This is a genomic window from Micromonospora sp. NPDC005173 (assembly GCF_040608515.1).
Classification (GTDB): Bacteria; Actinomycetota; Actinomycetes; order Mycobacteriales; family Micromonosporaceae; genus Micromonospora.
The window spans coordinates 583794-604327 of record NZ_JBEXIK010000001.1 but is presented as its reverse complement, the minus strand read 5'-3'; the positions used below and the strand labels follow the sequence as shown (position 1 = coordinate 604327).

The window sequence follows — 20534 nt, the reverse complement described above, 5'->3', positions numbered from 1 at the left end:
CGGGCGAGACTGCCGGGGTGGCCAAGCAACTTCCTGACGTCAGGTCGGGCGGTGCGGTACCGCCGCCCCGGCGGACCCGGATCGTGCTGGCCGACATCACCCGGCAGGACACTCGTGCCGAGCGGACCCGCGCCGAGCTGGCTCAGCAGACCCAGGTCGGCGAGGCGTTGGTCCGCGGCCTGGTCCGGGCCCAGCTCGCGCTGGCGCTGCGGCTCTCGCTGGTGGTGGCGATCGGGCTCGGCGGGCTGCCCTGGCTGTTCGCCATCGCACCGTCGCTCGGCCGGACCACCGTCGCCGGCGTCAACCTGCCCTGGCTGCTGCTCGGTGTGGCCTCCTTCCCGTTCCTGATCGGCGTGGGCTGGGCGTACGTGCGGCTGGCCGAACGCAACGAACAGGACTTCACCGACCTGGTGCAGCGGCCGGAGCGCTGAGGTGGCCAACGACTACGTGGTCCCGGCCATCGTCGCGGTCACCCTGGTCACCGTCGGGATCGGCTTCTACGGGCTACGGCTGGCCCGGACGACCTCCGATTTCCTGGTCGCTTCCCGGGCGATCAGCCCGACCTGGAACGCCGCCGCCATCGGCGGGGAGTACCTGTCGGCGGCGAGCTTCCTCGGCATCGCCGGCCTGGTCCTCAAGTACGGCGTGGACGTGCTCTGGTATCCGGTCGGGTTCGCCGCCGGATACCTGGCCCTGCTGCTCTTCGTGGCCGCGCCGTTGCGCCGTTCCGGCGCGTTCACCCTGCCCGACTTCTGCGAGCTGCGGCTGGGCTCCCGCCGGCTGCGCATCCTGGCCACGGCCTTCGTGATCTTCATCGGGTGGCTCTACCTGGTGCCGCAGTTGCAGGGCGCCGGGCTCACCCTGGCCACGGTGGCCGGCTCCCCGTACCCACTCGGTGCCCTGCTGGTGGCCGGCGTGGTCACCGCGAACGTGGCACTCGGTGGGATGCGGGCGATCACCTTCGTCCAGGCGTTCCAGTACTGGCTCAAGCTGACCGCGCTCGCCGTACCGGTGATCTTCCTGGCGTTGCAGTGGCAGGCCGACGGCCGGCCCGCGGTGACCCCGCCCGACGGGCCGACGTTCCGGGCCGCGACCACCGTCGTGGTCGAGCACCGCGCGACCCTCACGCTGCCCGACGGCGAGATCCGGGAGGTACGCCCCGGCGATGAGTTGACCTTCGCTGCCGGCGACCCGGTGCCGGAGGTGTCCGGGGTGGCCACCGACGCCAACGACTGGTTGCTGCCGAGCACCGCCGGCGACGACGACCGGGGCCTGTTCGCCACGTACTCGCTGATCCTGGCCACCTTCCTGGGCACCATGGGCCTGCCGCACGTGCTGGTCCGCTTCTACACCAACCCCGACGGCGCGGCGGCACGCCGGACCACCCTGGTGGTGCTGGCCCTGGTCGGCGCTTTCTATCTGCTGCCCACCCTGTACGGGGTGCTCGGTCGCATCTACACCCCGCAGTTGCTGGTCAGTGGGCAGACCGACGCGGTGGTGGTGCTGCTGCCCGGCGCGGCCCTCGGCGACGGGCTGACCGGGCGGTTGCTCGCCGCGCTGGTCGCGGCGGGCGCGTTCGCGGCCTTCCTGTCCACCTCGTCCGGGTTGCTGACCAGCGTCGCCGGAGTGATCTCGACGGACGTGCTGGGCCGGGGCTCGGTGCGCGGCTTCCGGCTGGCCACGGTGATCGCCGGTGGCGTGCCAGCGGTGCTGGCGCTCAACGTCTCCGGGTTGGACGTGTCGCAGGTGGTCGGACTGGCCTTCGCGGTCGCCGCGTCGAGCTTCTGCCCGCTGCTGGTGCTCGGCATCTGGTGGCGCGGGCTGACCGACCTGGGCGCCGCCGCCGGGGTGCTGGTCGGCGGTGGCGCGGCGATCGGCGCGGTGCTGGTCACCGTGCTCGGCCCGCCGTTGTCCGGCTGGCCGGCCACGCTCATCGCGCAGCCGGCCGCCTGGACGGTGCCACTGGCCTTCACGGTGATGGTCGCGGTGTCGATGGCGACACGTCGACGGGCCCCCGCCGACGTCGCTGCCACCATGCTCCGCCTGCACACCCCCGAAGCCCTCCGCTTGTGAGGACGACCGTCCGCCTCGGGGATGACGACGGGTCCACCCACCGCCGGAGCCCAGAACTGGCGATCGACCGATAGCGTCGGCTCATGACTGGTGAGCAACCCGCGCTCGCACTGCGTGGCCTGGCCAAGCGGTTCGACGGCACGATCGCGGTGGCCGGCGTCGACCTCGACGTTCCCGCCGGTTCCTTCTACGGCCTGCTCGGCCCGAACGGTGCCGGCAAGACCACCACCCTGTCGATGGCGGTCGGGCTGCTGCGGCCGGACGCCGGCTTGGCCTGGGTGCTCGGCCACGACGTGTGGCGGGACCCGATCGCCGCCAAGCGGCTGCTCGGCGTGATGCCCGACGGGGTGCGGCTGTTCGACCGGCTGACCGGGGCGGAGCTGCTGGCGTACAACGGGCTGTTGCGCGGAATGGACCCCACGGTCGTCGACCAGCGGGCCGCGGAGCTGCTGGACGTGCTGGCGCTCGGCGACGCCGGGCGGACGCTGGTGGTGGACTACTCGGCGGGCATGAAGAAGAAGATCGGCCTGGCGTGTGCGTTGCTGCACGGCCCCCGGGTGCTGGTGCTGGACGAGCCGTTCGAGGCGGTCGACCCGGTCTCCGCCGCTCTGATCCGGGACATCCTCACCCGCTACGCGGCCGGCGGCGGCACGGTGGTCTTCTCCAGTCACGTTATGGAGGTCGTCGAACGGCTCTGCTCGCACGTGGCGATCCTCGCCGCAGGCACCATCAAGCGGGTCGGCACGATTGCCGAGGTACGCGGTGACCGATCGCTGGAACAGGTCTTCGTCGAGGTGGTCGGCGGGCGCACCGCGACCGGTGAGGAGCTGTCGTGGCTCTCCCAGTGAGCGCCGCCGCCGTACCCGCCGGGCCGGTCCGGGCCGTCTCCGCCCGGCACTTCATACGGCTCAAGCTGCGGGTGATGGGCAACAACTTCCGCGGGCAGGGCTGGCGGGTCGCGCTGTTCATCGGCGGTGCACTGGTCGGGCTCTGGTTCGCCGCCGCTGGCTTCTTCCTCTTCGCGGTGCCCGGCTTGACGGGCAACGGCCGGTACGCGGTGCTGATCGCGGCGGCCGGTGGCGGGCTGCTGGTGCTCGGCTGGCTGCTCATGCCGCTGGTCTTCTTCGGGGTGGACGAGACGCTGGACCCGGCCCGGTTCGCGCTGCTGCCGCTGTCCCGACGCACGCTGGTCACCGGCCTCTTCGCCGCGGCTCTGATCAGCGTGCCGGTGCTGGCGGTGCTGATCGCGTCGTTCGGGCTGGTGCTCACCGCCTGGGCGCTGGGTGGTTGGTCCGCCGGTCTGGTGGCCGTGCTCGGCGTGATCGGTGGACTGCTGCTCTGCGTGGCCGCCAGCCGGGCGGTGACCAGCGCCTTCGCCACCATGCTGCGGTCCCGCCGCGTGCGTGACCTGGCGGCCGTGCTGCTGGCGGTGGTCGCCGCGCTGCTCGGCCCGTTGCAGGTCTTCGGCCTCGCCGCGCTGCGGGAGACGGACTGGACACGGCTGACCGGGGTGGCGACCGTGGTCGGCTGGACCCCGTTCGGCGCGCCGTGGACCGCCGGCATCGACGTGGCCCAGGGCCGGGTCTGGGCCGCTCCGCTCAAGCTGCTGATCACGGTGGTGGCGCTCGGTGCCCTGCTGGCCTGGTGGTCGCGGTCGCTGGAGTCGGCGATGGTGGGGGCGGTGAGCGCCGGTAAGGCCCCCGCCCAGCGCGACATCACCGCTGGCGCGGTCGCCCAACTGTTTCCCCGGGTCGCCGGCTGGGCCCGTCGTGACCGGTTCGGGGCGCTGGTCGCCCGGGAGGCCCGCTACTGGTGGCGGGACGCCCGACGCCGGGCCAACCTGATCACGATCGCGGTGGTCGGCATCTTCGTGCCGGTGATGATCAACCTTGGTGGCGCGGGGTTCGCGGTCGAGGACGAGCAGGGTCTGACGACGAGTGCCGCCGACAGCTCACCGGTCCTGGTCACCCTCTCCATGCTCTTCGTCGGCGTGCTCGCCTCGGTCACCCTGGCCAACCAGTTCGGCTTCGACGGCAGCGCGTACGCCGTGAACGTGGTGGCCGGGGTGCCCGGCCGGGTGGAGCTGCGCGCCCGGATGACGGCCTTCTCGCTGTACGTGCTGCCGATGCTGGCGGTCGTCGCGGTGGTCCTGTCGGTGGTGCTCGGCCGCCCGGGCTGGATCGGCCTGACGGCCGGCAGCCTGGCCGCCACCTACGGTGCCGGGCTGGCGGTGAACAGCTTCGTCTCGGTGCTCGGGGCGTACTCGCTGCCGGAGACGAGCAACCCGTTCGCGATGAACAGCGGTGCGGGTATCGCGAAGGGCCTGCTCACCCTGCTGGCCATGGTCATCTCGGCAGTCGTCGCGGTGCCGATGGTGGTGGCCGCGGCGCTGCTCGGTGACGTGTGGCTCTGGTTGGCCCTGCCGGTCGGTGCGGCGTACGGATTGGGCGCGGCGTTGTTGGGCGCGTATCTGGCCGGCGACGTGCTGGACCGCCGGCAGCCGGAGCTGCTGGCCACCGTCACGCCGCGCCGCTGAGCACGAGGCCGGGCGGAACGGCCGGCTCTCCCGCTCGACGTGGGGTGGCGGGGTCACAATGTTTCACGTGAATCATGATCCGGGTGCCGAGATCCACCACACCGACCCGTTCGCGGTGCCGGCCGGGCAGCGATCGCCGGTACGCCGGCTGCGCGGTCGGCTCGCCGCGCCGGTGACCCTCTGGACGGCGCCCGGCCCGGCCGGGCTGACCGTCTCGTCCACTCTCGTCGCCGAGGGTGAGCCGGACCGGCTGCTCGGGCTGATCGACCCGGAATCCGATCTCTGGGCGGCGGTCGAGGAGGCCGGCCGGTTCGCGGTGGCTCCACTCGGCCCGCCGCACCGGCAGCTCGCCGACCGGTTCGCCGGCCTCTTCCCCGCCCCGGGTGGGCTCTTCGCCACCGGTTCCTGGCTCGACACGCCGTACGGGCCGGTCCCCTCCGACGCTGGCGGGTGGGCCGGGTGCCGGCTGGACACCGCCCGGGAATGCGGGTGGGCACTGCTGGTGGAGGCCACGATCGAGGCGGTCGACCTGGCCGAGGATGGCTCCCCGCTGCTGCACTACCGCGGTCGCTACCACGAGCTGCCGGGCTGACCGGGCGGCCCGGCGGCTGACCGCGTCGACCCACCGGTCACCGGAGTGACCTGGGTCACTCGGCGCAGCCAGCCAACCGCTCGGCGCACTCGCCGACCGGCATCGATCTCACCCTTCCCCGGCAGGGAGCGCGCTCTCTACGGTGCGCGAAACTCCCCCGACGCCTGTGAAGGTGGTGATCCACAGATGTCCACGGACACACCCACGCCGACCGCTTCCCAACCGGACAAGTATCTGGCCGTACAACGGTCGGACGAGTTCGCCGGGCTGCGGCGCGCGCTGCGCGGCTTCGTCTTCCCGATGACCGTCGCGTTCTTCCTGTGGTACGCGCTCTACGTCATTCTCTCCGCGTACGCCCGGGACTTCATGGGCACGAAGCTGTTCGGCAGCAACATCAACGTCGCGCTGATCTTCGGCCTGCTCCAGTTCGTCTCCACGTTCTTGATCGCCTGGCTCTACTCCCGGTACGCCGACCGGAAGATCGACCCGGTCGCCGACCGGATCCGCGCCGAGATCGGGGAGGTGACCCATGAGAATGGTCCTCGCGGCTGAGGCGGGCAACCACACCGCCCGCAACCTGACCATCACGCTCTTCCTGGTCTTCGTGGCGGTCACCCTGGCCATCACCATCTGGGCCAGCCGGCAGACCAAGACGGCGACCGACTTCTACGCGGGTGGCCGGTCCTTCTCCGGTTTCCAGAACGGCATGGCGATCGGTGGCGACTACATGTCGGCCGCCTCGTTCCTCGGCATCGCCGGCATCATCGCGCTCTACGGCTACGACGGCTTCCTCTACTCGATCGGCTTCCTGGTCGCCTGGCTGGTAGCCCTGCTGCTGGTCGCGGAGCTGCTGCGGAACTCGGGCCGCTACACGATGGCGGACGTGCTGGCCTTCCGGATGCGCCAGCGTCCGGTGCGTACGGCTGCGGCGGTCTCCACCATCACGGTGTCGATCTTCTACCTGCTGGCTCAGATGGTGGGTGCCGGCGCGCTGGTCGCGCTGCTGCTCGGCATCCGGCCGGGGACGACCTTCCTCGGCATGGACGCGGCCACCGCCAAGGTGGCCACCATCATCATGGTCGGCGCCCTGATGATCATCTACGTCACCGTGGGCGGCATGAAGGGCACCACCTACGTGCAGATCGTCAAGGCGTTCCTGCTGATGGGCGGCGCGCTGGTGATGACCCTGCTGGTGCTGGCGAAGTACAAGTTCAACCTGTCGTCGCTGCTCGGTGACGCCGCCGCCTCCTCCGGCAAGGGCAGCGCGTTCCTCGAACCAGGGTTGCGCTACGGCGTCGAGGTGGCCGGCAACGCCACACAGACCTTCTACAACAAGGTCGACCTGCTCTCCCTCGGCATCGCCCTGGTGCTCGGCACCGCCGGCCTGCCGCACATCCTGATCCGCTTCTACACCGTGCCGACCGCGAAGGCGGCGCGGAAGAGCGTGCTCTGGGCGATCGGCATCATCGGCACCTTCTACCTGCTCACCCTGGCCCTCGGCTTCGGCGCCGCGGCGCTGGTCGGGAGCGAGGCGATCACCGCGCAGGACAAGGCCGGCAACACCGCCGCGCCGCAGTTGGCCGAGGCGCTCGGCATCGACTTCCTCGGCGGCGATCTCGGTGGGGCGGCCCTGCTGGCGATCATCGCGGCGGTCGCCTTCGCCACCATCCTGGCGGTGGTCGCCGGGTTGACCCTGGCATCGTCGTCCAGCCTGGCGCATGACTTCTACGCGAATGTCATGAAGAGGGGCGAGGCGTCGGAGCGACAGGAGGTACGGGTCGCCCGGATCTCCGCCCTGGTGATCGGCGCGGTCTCGATCGCCTTGTCGATCTACGCGCAGAACCTGAACGTGGCGTTCCTGGTGGCGCTGGCCTTCGCGGTCGCCGCCTCGGGCAACCTGCCGGCGATCCTCTACAGCCTGTTCTGGCGGCGGTTCAACACCTCCGGCGCGGTCTGGGCGATCTACGGTGGTCTGCTCTCGGCCGTACTGCTGGTGTTCTTCTCGCCGGTGGTCTCCGGCGCGGCCACCTCGATGTTCCCGGATCACGACTGGCAGTGGTTCCCGCTGTCCAACCCGGGCATCATCTCCATTCCGTTCGGCTTCCTCTGCGGGTGGATCGGCACGCTCATCTCCAAGGAGCACGACGAGGAGAAGTACGCGGAGCTGGAGGTACGCGCCATCACCGGCGCCGGCGCCCACTGACCGCGGCACCTGTGAAGAAGGGCCCCCTGTACGACGCCAGGCGTCAACAGGGGGCCCTTCCGCAATTCCGGGGATCGGTAGGCTGACCGGCATGAAGGTTGTTGAGCGCTTCGGTTCCGGTCATCGCGTCCTCGTCACCGGCGGCGCCGGTTTCGTCCCATCGCACCTGGTGGACGCCCTGATCGCCCGAGGCTGCACGGTGGTGGCGCTGGACAACTTCGTCACCGGCTCCAAGGAGAACGTCGCCCACCTGCTGGACCGGTCAGCCTTCACCCTGGTCGAGGCGGACATCTCCGACGGCCTGCCGACCCACCACCCGGCGCTGGCCGAGCGCTTCGACGCGATCCTGCACATGGCCTCGCCGGCAAGCCCCACCGATTTCGCCCAACTGCCGGTGGAGATCCTCCGGGTCGGCTCGGTGGGCACCCTGCACCTGCTGGAGCGCGCGGTCGCCGACGGTGCCCGGTTCCTGATGGCCTCCACCTCCGAGGCGTACGGAGATCCGAAGGAGCACCCGCAGCGCGAGACCTACTGGGGCAACGTCAACCCGATCGGGGTACGCAGCGTCTACGACGAGGCGAAGCGCTTCTCCGAGGCGGCCACCATGGCGTACCACCGCTACCGCGGGCTCGACGGGGCGATCGTCCGGATCTTCAACACGTACGGCCCGCGGATGCGCCCGGACGACGGTCGGGCCATCCCCACCTTCATCTCCCAGGCGCTGCGCGGCGAGCCGATCACCGTGCACGGCACCGGCAACCAGACCCGCTCCATCTGTTTCGTCGAGGATCTGGTCCAGGGCATCCTGCTGCTGCTCGACTCGACCGAGACCGGGCCGGTCAACTGCGGCACCGAGCACGAGCTCACCATGCGGCAACTGGCTGAGTTGATCGTGTCGCTCTCCGACAGCAGCTCAGAGGTGACCTACATCACTCGAAGCGCCGACGACCCGGAGATGCGCCGCCCCGACCTGACCCTCGCCCGCGAACTGCTCGGATACGAGCCGACCGTGGCGCCCGAAGACGGCCTGCGACGCACGATCGAGTACTTCCGCGCGCGGCTAGGGTAACCAGCCGGCGACTCGCTGCCGGTCGCTGAACGCCGCCTGAAGGCGGCAGTGGCTCGCGCTACGTACCCTGAGTTATATGTCAGCGACCTCGTCTGCCGGCGCCCCGTACCCGTATCTGCACCGCAGCGCCGGGCGCGCGTCGGTGCCCGGCCCCGACCGGGGCGCCTCCGGGCGCGCCCGTCCGACCGAGGCGCGCTGGTACCCGTCGTACGACGAGGAGCCGCCCCGCCCGGGTGGCCCGGACGGGCCGAGAGGGCCTGGCGGCCCGGGCGGACCGGGTGGCGCCGGCAGGCCGGGCCGGCGCGGCCCACGGCCACGCTGGGGTCGGATCGGCCTGGTGGCCGGCATCGCGGTGCTGGTGCTGGCCCTGCTCGGTGGCATCGGCGCCTGGTTGTACGCCCGCAACCTCAACAACGACCTGGCCCGGACCGATCCGTTCGCGCAGATCACCGGTGGTCGGCCGGCCAAGACCGTCGACGGCGCGCTGAACATCCTGCTGGTCGGCAGCGACTCCCGGGACCCGGACGCGCCGGTCGACGCGAAGAGCCAGTGGCGGGCCGACACGATCATCGTGATGCACATCCCGGCCGACCACCAGAAGGCGTACCTGGTCTCCATCCCTCGTGACCTCTACGTGCCGATCCCGGAGAGCGCTGGCGCGGACTGCGACTCGGGCCAGCGCGCGAAGATCAACGCGGCGTTCGCGTTCGGCGGGCTGCCGCTGGCGGTCCGCACCGTGGAGTGCTTCAGCGACGTCCGCATCGACCACGTGATGGCCATCGACTTCGCCGGCTTCAAGCAGGTCACCGACGCCGTCGGCGGGGTCGACCTGAAGGTGGAGAGGACCATCACCTCGATCCACAAGCCGTACCGGACGTTCACCAAGGGCACCAACCACATGAACGGCGCGGAGGCGCTGGACTGGATCCGGCAGCGCAAGCAGTTCCCGGACGGCGACTTCGCCCGGATGAGGCACCAGCAGGAGTTCCTCCGGGCGCTGCTGGACAAGGCGGCGAGCACCGGCACGCTGGCCAACCCGAAGAAGCTCAACGACTTCCTCCAGTCGGTGACCGCGGCCGCCACGGTCGACGAGGGGTTCTCGGTGACGGACATGGCGCTGCAGTTCCGCAACCTGCGCGGCCAGAACCTCACCTTCGTGACCAGCCCGAACTCGGGTAGCGAGACGATCAACGGCGAGTCGGTGGTGGTCTCCGACCGGGAGAAGGCGCTGGCGATGTACCGGGCCATGTCGTCGGACACCATGGCGGACTGGGTCAAGGCGAACCCGCCGAAGGGCACCAACGGCGGCTGACCGACCCGGCCGCCGACCTGGGCGGTACGGCCCGCGGCGACCGGGCTGGCCGCCCGACCGGCGGCCGCCCGATCGGGTCATCGAATGGCGACGATCGACCAACCCCGGGAAATCGGCGTCCGGATTGCCCTGGGATGAACTCGCCAAGTCGAAATGATGTACGTACAGTGGTGCCGCCCCCCTCCTGATCACGAGCTGGAGCACGCATGCCGGTTCAGGCCAGCCGTCGCCCTTCGTCCGCCGCGCCCAGCGGCCGGATCTCCTCGTCCATACCTGGGCAGCCTGGTCCGGGGGGCGGTGGACCGGGCGGTCGCCCGCCCGGCGACGGTGGCCGGTCGGGCGGCGGCGGTGCGGCGAAGAAACGGCCCCGGCGCAAGGATCCGCTCTGGGCCCGGCTTACCGTCATCTTCGGCGCCGTGCTGATGCTCAGCAGCGGGGTCGCCATCGTCGGCAGCAAGGTGCTGATCGGCCAGGCGACCGGTGACATCGCACAGCGCGACCTGCTGGGCGGGGCCGGCAAGTCCGACGCCGAGGGCGGGGCGAGCCTGGACGGCCCGATCGACATGCTGCTGCTCGGCGTGGACGCGCGTGAGCGCTGGGCCGCCGACGATGTCCGCTCGGACAGCATCATCATCCTGCACATTCCGGCCTCGCACGACCAGGCGTACCTGATCTCGATCCCCCGGGACACCGAGGCGCAGATCCCGGCGTTCCCGAAGAGCGGCTTCAACGGTGGCACCGACAAGATCAACGCCGCGTTCCAGATCGGCGCCCGCAACGGCGGCGGCTGGGAGGGTGGAGCCCAACTGATGGCGCAGACGATCAAGCGACTCACCGGGGTCACCTTCGACGGTGCCGCGATCATCAACTTCGGTGGGTTCAAGGGCGTCATCGACGCCCTCGGCACGGTGCGGATCTGCGTGGGCGAGGAGGTCACGTCGATCCACATGAAGTATGTCGACGGTAAGCCCATGTGGAACGCCGACGCCAAGAAGACCGGCAAGACGATGAAGCCCGTGGTGCACAAGAAGGGTTGCCAGGAGATGGAGGGCTGGGCGGCGCTCGACTACGCACGGCAGCGCAAGACCCTCCGCAACGGCGACTACGACCGGCAGCAGAACCAGCAGCAGCTGATCAAGGCGATGGCCAAGAAGGCCACCGACGGCGGCATGTTGACCAACCCCGCGAAGCTCCAGCAGCTGATCAAGGCGGCCGGCAAGGCGTTCGTGCTGGACACCGGCGGCGCCGACATCGAGGATCTCATCTTCACCATGCGCGGCGTCACCGCGAACGAGCTGACCATGCTCAAGACCAACAGCGGCACCTTCCACGGCAACGGCAACGGCAGTGAGGGCTTGAACGCCGAGACGTTGGAGATGTTCCAGGCTCTCAAGAAGGACAAGCTCGCAGAATTCGTCTTCAACCACCCCCAGGTGATGTCCACCCGAAAGTGACGGCCCTCAGCCGGCCGGAAGTCGCGAAACTCCGGCGACCACCCAGTCACCGCCCGTAACCTGACGTGAGCAGGTTTCACGTATCGGCTGCGGGGAGGCGGTCACGTCCAGGTGGGGGCGGAACGCAGCGGGGCGGGCCGGCGAGGATCGATCCGCCCGGTCGCGTCGCGCCCGTGGGTCGCGGATCCTGCTCGGCGTCGGCCTGGCCCTCGTCCTGCTGGCCGGCCTCGCCGTGGTCGGGCTCAAGACGCTCAGCCACCGGTACGACCGCACGGTGGCCAAGGAGCAGTTGCTCGACCCCGACGCCCGCACCGAGCGGACCGACCTGGACCGGGCACTCAACTACCTGCTGGTCGGCTCCGACCGGAGGCCCGGCGACAGCGGGCCGGACCAACGCTCGGACACCATCCTCATCGTGCACGTGCCGGCCGGGCGGCGGGAGGCGTACCTGGTATCCATCCCGCGTGACCTGCTGGTCGCCATCCCGCCCGCGAACGGCTTCGGGGGCGGTCAGGACAAGATCAATGCGGCGTACGAGCACGGCGGCGGCGGGCGGGCCGGCGTCCAACTGCTCTCCGCCACCCTGAACCGGCTCACTGGTATCCGGTTCGACGGCGCCGCGCTGATCGACTTCTCCGGCTTCCGGAAGGTGATCGACCTGCTCGGCGGGGTGCAGATGTGCGTGGACACCGAGGTCCGCTCGATCCACACCAAACGGGTCTTCCCCACCGGCTGCCAGCAGATGGACGGAGCGCAGGCGCTGGACTACGTACGGCAGCGCTACGACCTGCCCGGCGGCGACTACGACCGGCAGCACCACCAGCAACAACTGCTCCGGGCGATGCTGGACAGCGCCGGCCAGGCGGACCTGCGCAGCGACCCGGTCAAGCTGGACCGGGTGCTCCGGGCGGTCGGCGGCTCGTTGACCGTCGACACCAACGGCGTACCCCTGGAGGACCTGCTCCTCGCGCTGCGCGCGCTGCCGCCCGACGGGATGCGCGGCGTCCAGGTGCCCTCGTCGCCGCAGACCATCGACGAGGTCTCGTACGTGGTGCTGGACAACAACGGCAACGGGCTCTTCGAGGCCGTACGCGGCACTCAGGTGCCAACCTGGGCCCAGGCCAACCCGCGGTGGGTGACCCGGTTGTGATAGGTCAGACGCCCCGGTCGGTGCCGATCCGGCCGACGAGGATCTAGTGTTGCTTCCTGTGTTCGGACCCCAGGTTCCCACCGTGCCCGTGACCGAGATCGCCGACGACACCTACCTGCTCGACGTGCGGGAAGACGACGAGTGGGCGGCCGGCCACGCCCCCGCCGCTCACCACCTGCCGATGATGGAGCTGCCGGCGCGGCTGGCCGAGGTGCCCACCGACCGGGACGTGGCGATCATCTGCCGCTCCGGCGGGCGCTCCGCCCAGGTCGTCGCCTACCTGGTCAACAACGGCTGGGAGCAGGTGCGTAACGCCGACGGCGGTATGCGCCAGTGGGCCGCCGTCGGCCGCCCTGTGGTGGACGCGAACGGGCAGCCCGGTCAGGTCATCTGAGGCCGCGGGGATGGGCGGGCCTCTGGTCTTCGCGCACCGCGGCGCCTCGTACGACCTTCCGGAGCACACTCTCGCCGCCTACCTCCGCGCCCTCGACGAGGGCGCGGACGGCCTGGAGTGCGACGTCCGGCTGACCCGGGACGGGCATCTGGTCTGCGTGCACGACCGGCGGTTGGACCGCACCAGCAACGGCCGTGGCCTGGTCAGCGCACGTACCCTCGCCGAGCTGGAGGCGCTGGACTTCGGCTCGTGGCATCCGGGCAGCGCGCCGAGCGGTGACCTTCCGCCGGACGAGTCGCACACCCGGCTGCTGACCCTGGCCCGGCTGCTGGACGCGGTGCTCGCCGCCGGCCGGCCGGTCCGGCTGCTGGTGGAGACGAAGCACCCGTCCCGCTACGGCTCGAACGTGGAGCGGCGGCTGGTCGCCTTGCTGCGCCGGTACGGGCTGGCCGATCCGGCGCCGGACGACCCGGTCCAGGTCACCGTCATGTCGTTCTCCCCGCTGGCGCTGCGGCGGGTCCGCGAGCTGGCTCCGACGCTGCCGACGGTCCTGTTGCTGGAGGTGCTGCCGCGCTGGCTGCGGCTGGGCCGGCTGCCGTTCGGTGCCCGCGTCGCCGGGCCGGGCATCGGCCTGGTCCGGGCCCGGCCGCAACTGCTGCCCGCGCTGCGCGCGGCCGGCAACGAGGTGTACGTCTGGACGGTCAACGAACCGGCCGACCTGGAGCTGGTACTGGCCGCCGGGGTGGACGGGATCATCACCGACCGACCGGCGCAGGCCCTGGCCCGGCTGGACCGCTGACGGCACCGGCCGGGCGGGGGCGCCGAAACCCGGGTCGGCGGGGCACACTCGGCACATGCCGGAGCGTATCGATTTCCCCGCTCTCATCGCCGGCCACACCGTCGTGATCGAGATGATCAACTCTGGGGACGCCGGCCTGCCGGTCCTCACCCAACTGCTCCGGGTGGCCCAGCCGGCGCTCGGCGCGGCCGGCATGGCGTTCGCCGAGTTCGGCCCGACCGGTGGCCGGGTGATCGCCGCGACCGGTGCGGTGGAGTGGACCCTCGGCCGACCGCTGCCGGCCGACGATCCGGACACCATCTGCCTGCTCTCCGGGCCCCGGGTCCGCCATGCCCGGGTCGACCACCTCAGCGGCAAGCTCGCCGGCGAGTTGGCCGGCAGCGGGCTGCGGCAGATGGTGGTGTCCCGGGCGGAGATCGGCGGCCACACCGTCGGCAGCCTGCACGCGCTCTACCCGGGCGACGACGAGCCGAGCGCCGAGCAGCAGGGGGTGATCGCCTACCTGGCCTCCTGCGTCGGGCACATGTACGGCGACCAGACCGGGCTGCCGGTGCACGGCGACGGGCCGGTGGTGGCGGCGCTCGCCGACGGACTGGCCGTGGTCGACCGCGACGGGCACGTCCGGCTCTGGAACCCGGCCGCCGCCCAGGTCACCGGCCGGGAGGCCGAGCAGGCGCTGAGCCGCCCGCTACCGTTCCCGCTGCCGCCCTCGGGCCAGGTCCGCGACCACCGGCTGCCGGACGGGCGCTGGCTACGGATCACCTCCGGCGAGCTGCCCGGTCCGGGCACACTGCGCGTGGTCACCTTCCGCGACATCACCGACCAGCAGCGCCGGGATCACGACCGGGAGCTGTTCGTCGCGGTGACCAGCCACGAGCTGCGCACCCCGGTCACCGTGATCAAGGGGTACGCGGACACCCTCACCGACCACTGGGAGTCGTTGACCGAGACCGACCGGCGGCAGGCCGCACGGGTGATCGGGCAGCGCGCCAACGAGCTGGCCCGGCTGGTCGACCGGCTGCTCTCCTCGGCCGCCGAGGTGGGGCCGGGGGACGACCCGCCCACCCCGTTCGACCTCGGCGAGGCGCTGCGTTCCGCAGTCGTCGACCTGCCGGCGGAGCTGCGCCGCCGGTTGGTGCTCCGCCTCCCGGCCGACCTGCCCAAGGCGCTCGGCCACCGGCCCAGCCTGGCCACCGTTCTCACCGAGCTGGCGACCAACGCCGGCAAGTACTCGGCACCGGACTCACCGATCGAGATCACCGCGGCGGTCGACGGTCAGCTGGTGGCGTTCCGGGTCAGCGACCGGGGCATCGGCATCCGACCGGAGCACGTGGAGCGGGCGTTCGACCGGTTCTGGCAGGGCGAGTCGGGCGACCGGCGCGGCTACCCGGGCGCGGGACTCGGCCTCTATCTCGTCCGACGGATCGTTGAACAACAGAATGGATGGGTATCCCTACGTCCGAGGACCGGCGGCGGTACGGTCGCAGAGGTGCGGCTACCGCGCGGTTGACCAGCGGTGGCGCGACGTGGAGGCGACGGTGGCAGGGGCAGCGAGGGATCGGGCATGGTGCGTGGTGGTCCCGCACCACCCCGCCGGGGCACGGCTGGCTCGGCAACGGCTCGCCGGCGACCTGGCGGACGTCGTACCCCCGACGCTCCTCGCGGACCTGATCGCGGTGCTCGCCGAGCTGGTGGGCAACGCGGTGCGACACGCCCGACCGCTGCCCGGCGGCGTGGTCCGGGTGGCCTGGCGGTTGCGGCCCTCGGCCGACGGCCCGCGGATCCAGCTGCGGGTGACCGACGGCGGCGCGGGCACCGGGCCCCGGATCCGGACGGCCGACCCCGACGCGGCGGACGGGCGAGGGCTGCACATCGTGGCCGGCCTGGCGACCCGATGGGGCGTCGAGCGGGACGGTCTGGGCCAACGCGTCTGGGCCGAGTTCGACCCGACCCCGACGACCCGGCCCGACCTGGTGAGGGCGGGCTGAACGACGGCTCGGGGCGGGTCCCGCCCACGACGAGCCCGTCGGGCCTCTAGGCTGTGACGCCGTGAGCAAGCGTCGAAAGAGCCAGCGCACCGCCGCCGACACCGCCGCCCGCAGGGACAAGGTGCGGGACATCTTCGTGCCGCGACCGTTCGAAGGGCTGGTCGACGAGCCCGAGTGGATCGCGCTGCGCGAGCTGGTCCCCGCCGCCTCCGCGCCGCTGCGACTGGCACCCGCCCTGGTCGAGGAGTTCGGGGACCGGCCGGCCACGCTGGCCACGGTGCTGCCGATGGCCGCCCCGGCGATGACCAAGCCGGACGGCCGGGTGCTCATCGGCCTGCAACGCCACCAGCAGTCCGGCGACGTCTCCCGGGATCTGGCCGAGGCGCTGCTGTGCGCGCTGCGGACCGAACCGGGCGGCCAAGTGGCCGTGCCGCCGCTGCCCGGCCCCGGCCCCCGGCTGCAGGACATCCTCGTGGACGGCCCGCTGGAGATCACCATGCACGACGGGTTCGAGTTCTGGCTCGACCCCGGCGCCACGGACGACCCGACCGTGCAGGCGTCGCTGGAGCGGGCGAACGCGGCCATCTACCCGACGGTGCGACTCACCGCTGCGAAGGCCGCGTACTGGTGTCAGGTCCCGGAGAAGGCGCACGTGCGCTGGGTGCTGCCGGACGACGAGGACGCCGCCCTGGACGCGCTGGCCCGGCTCGGCGCGGCCGGCACGCTGACGCTCGGCGAGCAGACCAAGTTCGCCGGCATGTTCCGGGCGCACGGCCGGCTGGTACCGGTCTGGGACCTGCCGGAGGAGACTCCGGCGACCGACTGGGAGGACCCGGTCGCTCAGTTCGCCAAGCGGTACGCGGAGGCGCTCGCCGTCACCGCCCCGCTGGACGCCGCCGGCCGCCGTGCCCGCCAGGGACTGCTCGGCCGCCAACTCACCCTGCGCTGAGCCCGGGAGGGCCCGGCCGTCCGGCTGGAACCCGGCCCGGGCGGCCCGGCCGCTCACCCGGCGACGGGCAGCGGGTCTCGGACGATCGGGCAGGACATGCAGCGCGGGCCACCCCGGCCGGAGCCCAGCTCCGAGCCTGCGATCGGGATCAACTCGATGCCGGCCCGCTCCAACTGGGCGTTGGTCTCGGTGTTGCGTTCGTAGCCGACGCAGAGCCGGGGTGCCAGGGCGAGAGTGTTGTTGCCGTCGTCCCACTGCTCGCGTTCCGCGGTCACCGGGTCCAGCCCGGTGTCGATGACCCGGAGCTGGTCGAGGTCCATCGCGTCGGCGGCGGCCCGTAGGAACGGCGCGGGGCCGTCCACCCGCGGGTCCTCGCCGTCCGCGCCGGCGATGACGGTGTACGCGGAGAGCGCGCTGGCGATGTTCGGATACATCAGCACGGCGTCCACGTCGACCATCGTGCAGACGGTGTCCAGGTGCATCGTGGCGCGCTTCTGGGCGATCGGCACCACCAGGATGGTGTGGGCCAGCCCGGCGGCGAAGACCTGCCGGCCGAGGCGTTCCGCACCGGCCGGTGTGGTCCGCTCGCCCACCCCGACCGCCAGCACTCCGGGGGCGAGCAGCAGCACGTCCCCGCCCTCCAGGTGCTCCAGGTGCGGGCGGTAGACGAACTCGGTGCCGGCGAAGCGCGGGTGGTGGCGGTAGATGGCGTCGGTCAGCGTGGTCTCCCGACGGCGCGCCGGCATGGCCAGGCTGGTGACACCGACCCGATCGCCGATCCACAGCGACGAGTCCCGGGTGAACAGCAGGTTGGGCAGCGGGTCGATGACGAAGTCGTGCCGATCCATCAGGGTGTAGACCAGCCCACCCGGCCGCTCCGAGCTGATCCGCAGCTCCTCGTGGGCCAGCCCGGCGGTGAGCACGTCGGCCAACGCGGCCGGGTCCAGATAGGAGAGGTGGTCGGCGACCCGGGCGCGGAGGGTGTCGCCGAGCCGGCGGGAGCGCAGCACCTGCTCGGTCAGTTCGGCTCGGGCGTCCGCGACGGCCAGTGTCTCGGCCAACAGGGTGGCCAGGTAGAGCACCTCGACCCCGCGCTCGCGCAGTGCGGCGGCGAACGCGTCGTGCTCCTCCTGGGCGCGGCCGACCCAGGGGATCGCGTCGAACAGGAGGGAGTCGTTGTTGCGGGGGGTGAGCCGGGCCAGTTCCGGGCCGGGCCGGTGCAGCAGTACGGTGCCGAGCCGGCCGACTTCGCTGTCGACGTAGTGGGTCACTCCCGCAGCGTAGGGCAGGGTTTGGCGGCATCCGAGAAAAGAACTGTGGATGAATATGGCATTCATCCACAGTCACTCCGGCGTTCCGGCTTGCCGAACACCGGGAGTGACGACGTAGGGTAGTGAGGACATAACTTTCGAGGGACCTTTTGCCGGAGGTCGCGATGACTGTCTTTCCCGCACGACGAGCCGTACCGACCGCCCGGGCACTGCCGCCCGTCGCGGTGCCCCACCCCCGCGCCGAGTCGCCGGGCGCTCTCGAACCGGTCCGTCCGACCCCACTCGAATGGGCCCGCCGTCGTCGGGCCGAGCGGGGTGCCCGTCGACTGGAGGCGGCCGGAGCGCGGGCGCTCGGCCAACTCGACCACCTCGGGCCGGCCTGGCACGTCATCGAGTGGCCCCGCACCGACGTGGCGGACGTCCTGCTCGATCGCGGCCAGGACGAGCGTGCCGGGTTCCTCGCCATCGGGCCGAGCGGCCTGTTCGCGGTGACCGTCGCCGACCACGGCCGGGCCAGGGTGCTCGTCGCCGGGGACGTCGTGCAGATCAACGGCAAGCGGCCGTCGTACGTGGCCGAGGCCCGCCGGGACGCGAAGCGGGCCAGCAAGGCCCTCTCCGACGCGGTGGGGCTGCCCGTTCCGGTAACGCCGGTGCTGACCTTCGTCGGCTCCGGCGTGATCAGCGTCTACGGCCTGCCGAAGGACTGTCTGATGGCCACCCACCGGGAGTTGGACCGGCTCCTCGTGGCTGGCGGCAGCCGGATCAGCCCGGCCACCGCCGAGAAGCTGTCCCGGGTCGCGCAACACCCCGGCACCTGGCTGAACGGCACGTACCGTCCAACGGCCGACTACCGGTGGTATGACGAGGGCCGAACGGCCGCTGACAAGGCGGCCCACCGCCGGTAACGTCACCGGCGACGCCACGCGGCTTCCGGTCCCCCCGTCTACCCCACCCGGTTCCGCGCCGTCACCGGCCGCCCCGGCTCACGGCAGCGCGGTCCGGTGGTGGCCCGGTGCGCTCGGTGGTTCCGTCGGCGACCCGCTAGCGTGGACAGTCCGTCGGTGTACATAGGAGGCGCGGTGGCCCACGTCGAACTTTCGCTGTCGGAAGTGTTCGTGCCGGCGGCACGGGCCTCGACAGAGGCGGAGTCCGACAACTTCGGCCACTGGTCCTCGACAGTCTGCCGGGCCGATGAGCCCTGCCTGCTGATCGATGCCGACACCCGGGTGGTGGCGATCTCCACCGCCGGCTGCGAGCTGCTCTGCCTGGGCGAGCCGGACGGCCTGATCGGGCGACCGCTGCTCGACGGTGGGCTGCGCCTGCTCGACTTCACCGCCAACCGGGGTGTGCTGACCGAGGCCGAGATCGACAAGATCCCGCCCCTGCTGGCGCTCTCCTCCGGCCGGCTCGCCCGCGGGCTGCTCCGGGTGCAGGCGGCCTCGCCCGACAGCTCCGACGCGACCGTCGACGCGATCTCCACCCCGGTGCTCGCCGACGGAGACGTGGCCGGCTCGCTCACCTTCTTCTCCGAGGTCTGACCTGCGACGGAGTGTGTCGTTCGCCGCACGTGGCGATAGTGGGGTGGGTCCGCGATGAGGCCGTAAGGTGCCCTCATGCTCGATATCGCTCTGCTGCCGGGGGAGTACGCCGTGTGCCGGTTGGCCGCCGGCTCCGCCCTGCCGTACGCGCTGTCGAGCGGGCTGGGCCACGCCGATGTGGTCACCGTGAGCTGGACCGCCGACGGGATCTCGGTGATCTGCCCGGCTGACCGGGCCCCGGCGCAGGCCGTGGTGGAGACCGCCTGGCGGTGTCTGCGGGTCGCCGGCCCGGCGCACCTCGCCGGCACCGGCACCCTGGCCGCGCTGGTCGACCCGCTCGCCGAGGCCCGGGTCAGCGTGGTCACGTTCTCCACCTTCGACACCGACTACCTGCTGGTGCCGGCCGTCCGCCTGACCGAGGGCACCGCCGCGCTGGAGCGCGCCGGGCATCGCGTCCTCGGCTGAGCTTCACCCAGCCGGCCGCTCCCCCTACGATGGGCTCGGCCACCCCGGCCACGACGACGTTTCCGATGTCCCGAGGATCGGCCCGTGCCGTTCGCCCCGCCCCGCCACGCGTCCGCCCCACCGCGGGCGACGACCCGCGTCCCACCGGCCACCCGTAAGCAGACGGCTGTCCGCCACCCGGCGGTGACCCGTGCGCTACCCGCGACCCGCGTCCTGCCGGTGGCGCTCGCGCTGCTCGCGATCGGGGCGCTGGCCGGCTGCGGCGCCCCGCCCGAGCTGCGCGGTCCGGCCGCCCTGCCGACCGGCAACGGAGCCTCGACGGCACCCGGCCCGACCGGCACCCCGAGCACCGTGCCCACCACCGCGCCGACCGGACCGCCGATCGGCGGGGTCACGGCCACGCCGGACGCCGGGCTGGTGGCGACGGCCTGCCGGAACGGGCCGACCGGGCAGCGGGTGGTGCAACTGCTGCGCGGCCGGGCCGCAGTGCTCCCGGACAACGTCCGGGTCAAGGTCCGCACGGGGCCGCTCTGCGCCGCCGACTGGCAGTACACGGTGTTGGAGGTGACCGGGCACGAGGAGCTTCAGGTGGTCACCCGCGGCCGGCCCGACGCGCCGGAACTGGTCACCGCTGGCACCGACGTGTGCACCATCGAGGTACGGGCCGCCGGTCCGGCCGGGATCCGGACGCTCGCCTGCGACGCCGGTCCGGCCGTCGGGCCGGGTGCGTAGGCTGGTCGG

20 protein-coding genes and 1 pseudogene are annotated in these 20534 nt (G+C 71.9%); 20 read left to right on the top strand and 1 reads right to left on the bottom strand.

Going from position 1 to position 20534, the window contains the following annotated elements; translation table 11 throughout:
• The first annotated feature begins 17 nt into the window (after positions 1-17).
• The 16 genes and pseudogenes from ABZV00_RS02915 (at position 18) to ABZV00_RS02840 (ending at position 16519) form a co-directional block, all read left to right on the top strand.
• Positions 18-431 (top strand): hypothetical protein, encoded by a 414-nt coding sequence (locus ABZV00_RS02915; RefSeq protein ID WP_328421838.1) that lies wholly within the window; start codon positions 18-20, stop codon positions 429-431.
• A gap of 1 nt (position 432) precedes the next feature.
• Entirely contained in the window at positions 433-2073 is a 1641-nt protein-coding gene (locus tag ABZV00_RS02910) for a cation acetate symporter (RefSeq protein WP_355601271.1), read from the top strand.
• An 83-nt stretch (positions 2074-2156) separates the two neighbouring features.
• The gene (locus tag ABZV00_RS02905) at positions 2157-2921 is read left to right on the top strand and encodes an ABC transporter ATP-binding protein (RefSeq protein ID WP_328421843.1); all 765 of its coding nucleotides are present in this window, start codon (positions 2157-2159) and stop codon (positions 2919-2921) included.
• On the top strand, positions 2906-4609 hold the full coding sequence (locus tag ABZV00_RS02900; RefSeq protein WP_355601269.1) for an ABC transporter permease: 1704 nt from the start codon (positions 2906-2908) through the stop codon (positions 4607-4609). The genes ABZV00_RS02905 and ABZV00_RS02900 overlap by 16 nt, the downstream gene beginning before the upstream one ends.
• A 58-nt stretch (positions 4610-4667) precedes the next feature.
• A pseudogene (locus ABZV00_RS02895) lies at positions 4668-5201 on the top strand (flavin reductase family protein); the annotation flags it as partial.
• A 186-nt stretch (positions 5202-5387) separates the two neighbouring features.
• Positions 5388-5753, top strand: a complete 366-nt coding sequence (locus tag ABZV00_RS02890) for a DUF485 domain-containing protein (protein ID WP_355601267.1) — start codon at positions 5388-5390, stop codon at positions 5751-5753.
• Complete coding sequence (locus ABZV00_RS02885; protein ID WP_355601265.1) at positions 5731-7404, top strand: cation acetate symporter; 1674 nt, start codon at positions 5731-5733, stop codon at positions 7402-7404. The genes ABZV00_RS02890 and ABZV00_RS02885 overlap by 23 nt, the downstream gene beginning before the upstream one ends.
• A gap of 91 nt (positions 7405-7495) precedes the next feature.
• Positions 7496-8473 carry an NAD-dependent epimerase/dehydratase family protein gene (locus tag ABZV00_RS02880; RefSeq protein WP_355601263.1) on the top strand — a complete coding sequence of 326 codons (978 nt, stop codon included), beginning with the start codon at positions 7496-7498 and terminating at the stop codon, positions 8471-8473.
• 76 nt (positions 8474-8549) lie between these two features.
• Complete coding sequence (locus ABZV00_RS02875; protein ID WP_355601261.1) at positions 8550-9785, top strand: LCP family protein; 1236 nt, start codon at positions 8550-8552, stop codon at positions 9783-9785.
• Positions 9786-10207: 422 nt separating this feature from the next.
• A complete protein-coding gene (locus ABZV00_RS02870) occupies positions 10208-11239 on the top strand; it encodes an LCP family protein (protein WP_355601366.1) in 1032 nt (343 codons plus the stop codon).
• Positions 11240-11471: 232 nt separating this feature from the next.
• Positions 11472-12389, top strand: a complete 918-nt coding sequence (locus ABZV00_RS02865) for an LCP family protein (RefSeq protein WP_355601259.1) — start codon at positions 11472-11474, stop codon at positions 12387-12389.
• Positions 12390-12447: 58 nt separating this feature from the next.
• Positions 12448-12783 carry a rhodanese-like domain-containing protein gene (locus tag ABZV00_RS02860; RefSeq protein ID WP_328421861.1) on the top strand — a complete coding sequence of 112 codons (336 nt, stop codon included), beginning with the start codon at positions 12448-12450 and terminating at the stop codon, positions 12781-12783.
• A 10-nt stretch (positions 12784-12793) separates the two neighbouring features.
• The gene (locus ABZV00_RS02855; RefSeq protein ID WP_328421863.1) at positions 12794-13582 is read left to right on the top strand and encodes a glycerophosphodiester phosphodiesterase family protein; all 789 of its coding nucleotides are present in this window, start codon (positions 12794-12796) and stop codon (positions 13580-13582) included.
• Positions 13583-13637: 55 nt separating this feature from the next.
• Positions 13638-15092, top strand: a complete 1455-nt coding sequence (locus ABZV00_RS02850) for a PAS domain-containing sensor histidine kinase (protein ID WP_355601256.1) — start codon at positions 13638-13640, stop codon at positions 15090-15092.
• Between the two features lie 61 nt (positions 15093-15153).
• Positions 15154-15570, top strand: coding sequence for an ATP-binding protein (locus ABZV00_RS02845; RefSeq protein WP_355601364.1), 417 nt, complete (start codon positions 15154-15156; stop codon positions 15568-15570).
• Between the two features lie 61 nt (positions 15571-15631).
• Positions 15632-16519 (top strand): DUF5926 family protein, encoded by an 888-nt coding sequence (locus ABZV00_RS02840; RefSeq protein ID WP_355601254.1) that lies wholly within the window; start codon positions 15632-15634, stop codon positions 16517-16519.
• A gap of 53 nt (positions 16520-16572) precedes the next feature.
• Here ABZV00_RS02840 and ABZV00_RS02835 read toward each other — a convergent pair whose 3' ends face one another.
• Positions 16573-17790 (bottom strand): arginine deiminase, encoded by a 1218-nt coding sequence (locus tag ABZV00_RS02835; RefSeq protein ID WP_355601252.1) that lies wholly within the window; start codon positions 17788-17790, stop codon positions 16573-16575.
• 164 nt (positions 17791-17954) lie between these two features.
• On the opposite strand from ABZV00_RS02835, the gene ABZV00_RS02830 reads away from it, so the two are divergent.
• The 4 genes from ABZV00_RS02830 (at position 17955) to ABZV00_RS02815 (ending at position 20525) form a co-directional block, all read left to right on the top strand.
• Positions 17955-18695, top strand: coding sequence for a hypothetical protein (locus ABZV00_RS02830; protein ID WP_355601250.1), 741 nt, complete (start codon positions 17955-17957; stop codon positions 18693-18695).
• Positions 18696-18869: 174 nt separating this feature from the next.
• The gene (locus ABZV00_RS02825; protein ID WP_355601248.1) at positions 18870-19328 is read left to right on the top strand and encodes a hypothetical protein; all 459 of its coding nucleotides are present in this window, start codon (positions 18870-18872) and stop codon (positions 19326-19328) included.
• 75 nt (positions 19329-19403) lie between these two features.
• Positions 19404-19793, top strand: a complete 390-nt coding sequence (locus ABZV00_RS02820) for an ACT domain-containing protein (protein ID WP_328421875.1) — start codon at positions 19404-19406, stop codon at positions 19791-19793.
• Positions 19794-20006: 213 nt separating this feature from the next.
• On the top strand, positions 20007-20525 hold the full coding sequence (locus ABZV00_RS02815; RefSeq protein ID WP_355601362.1) for a hypothetical protein: 519 nt from the start codon (positions 20007-20009) through the stop codon (positions 20523-20525).
• The last annotated feature ends 9 nt before the right edge of the window (positions 20526-20534 follow it).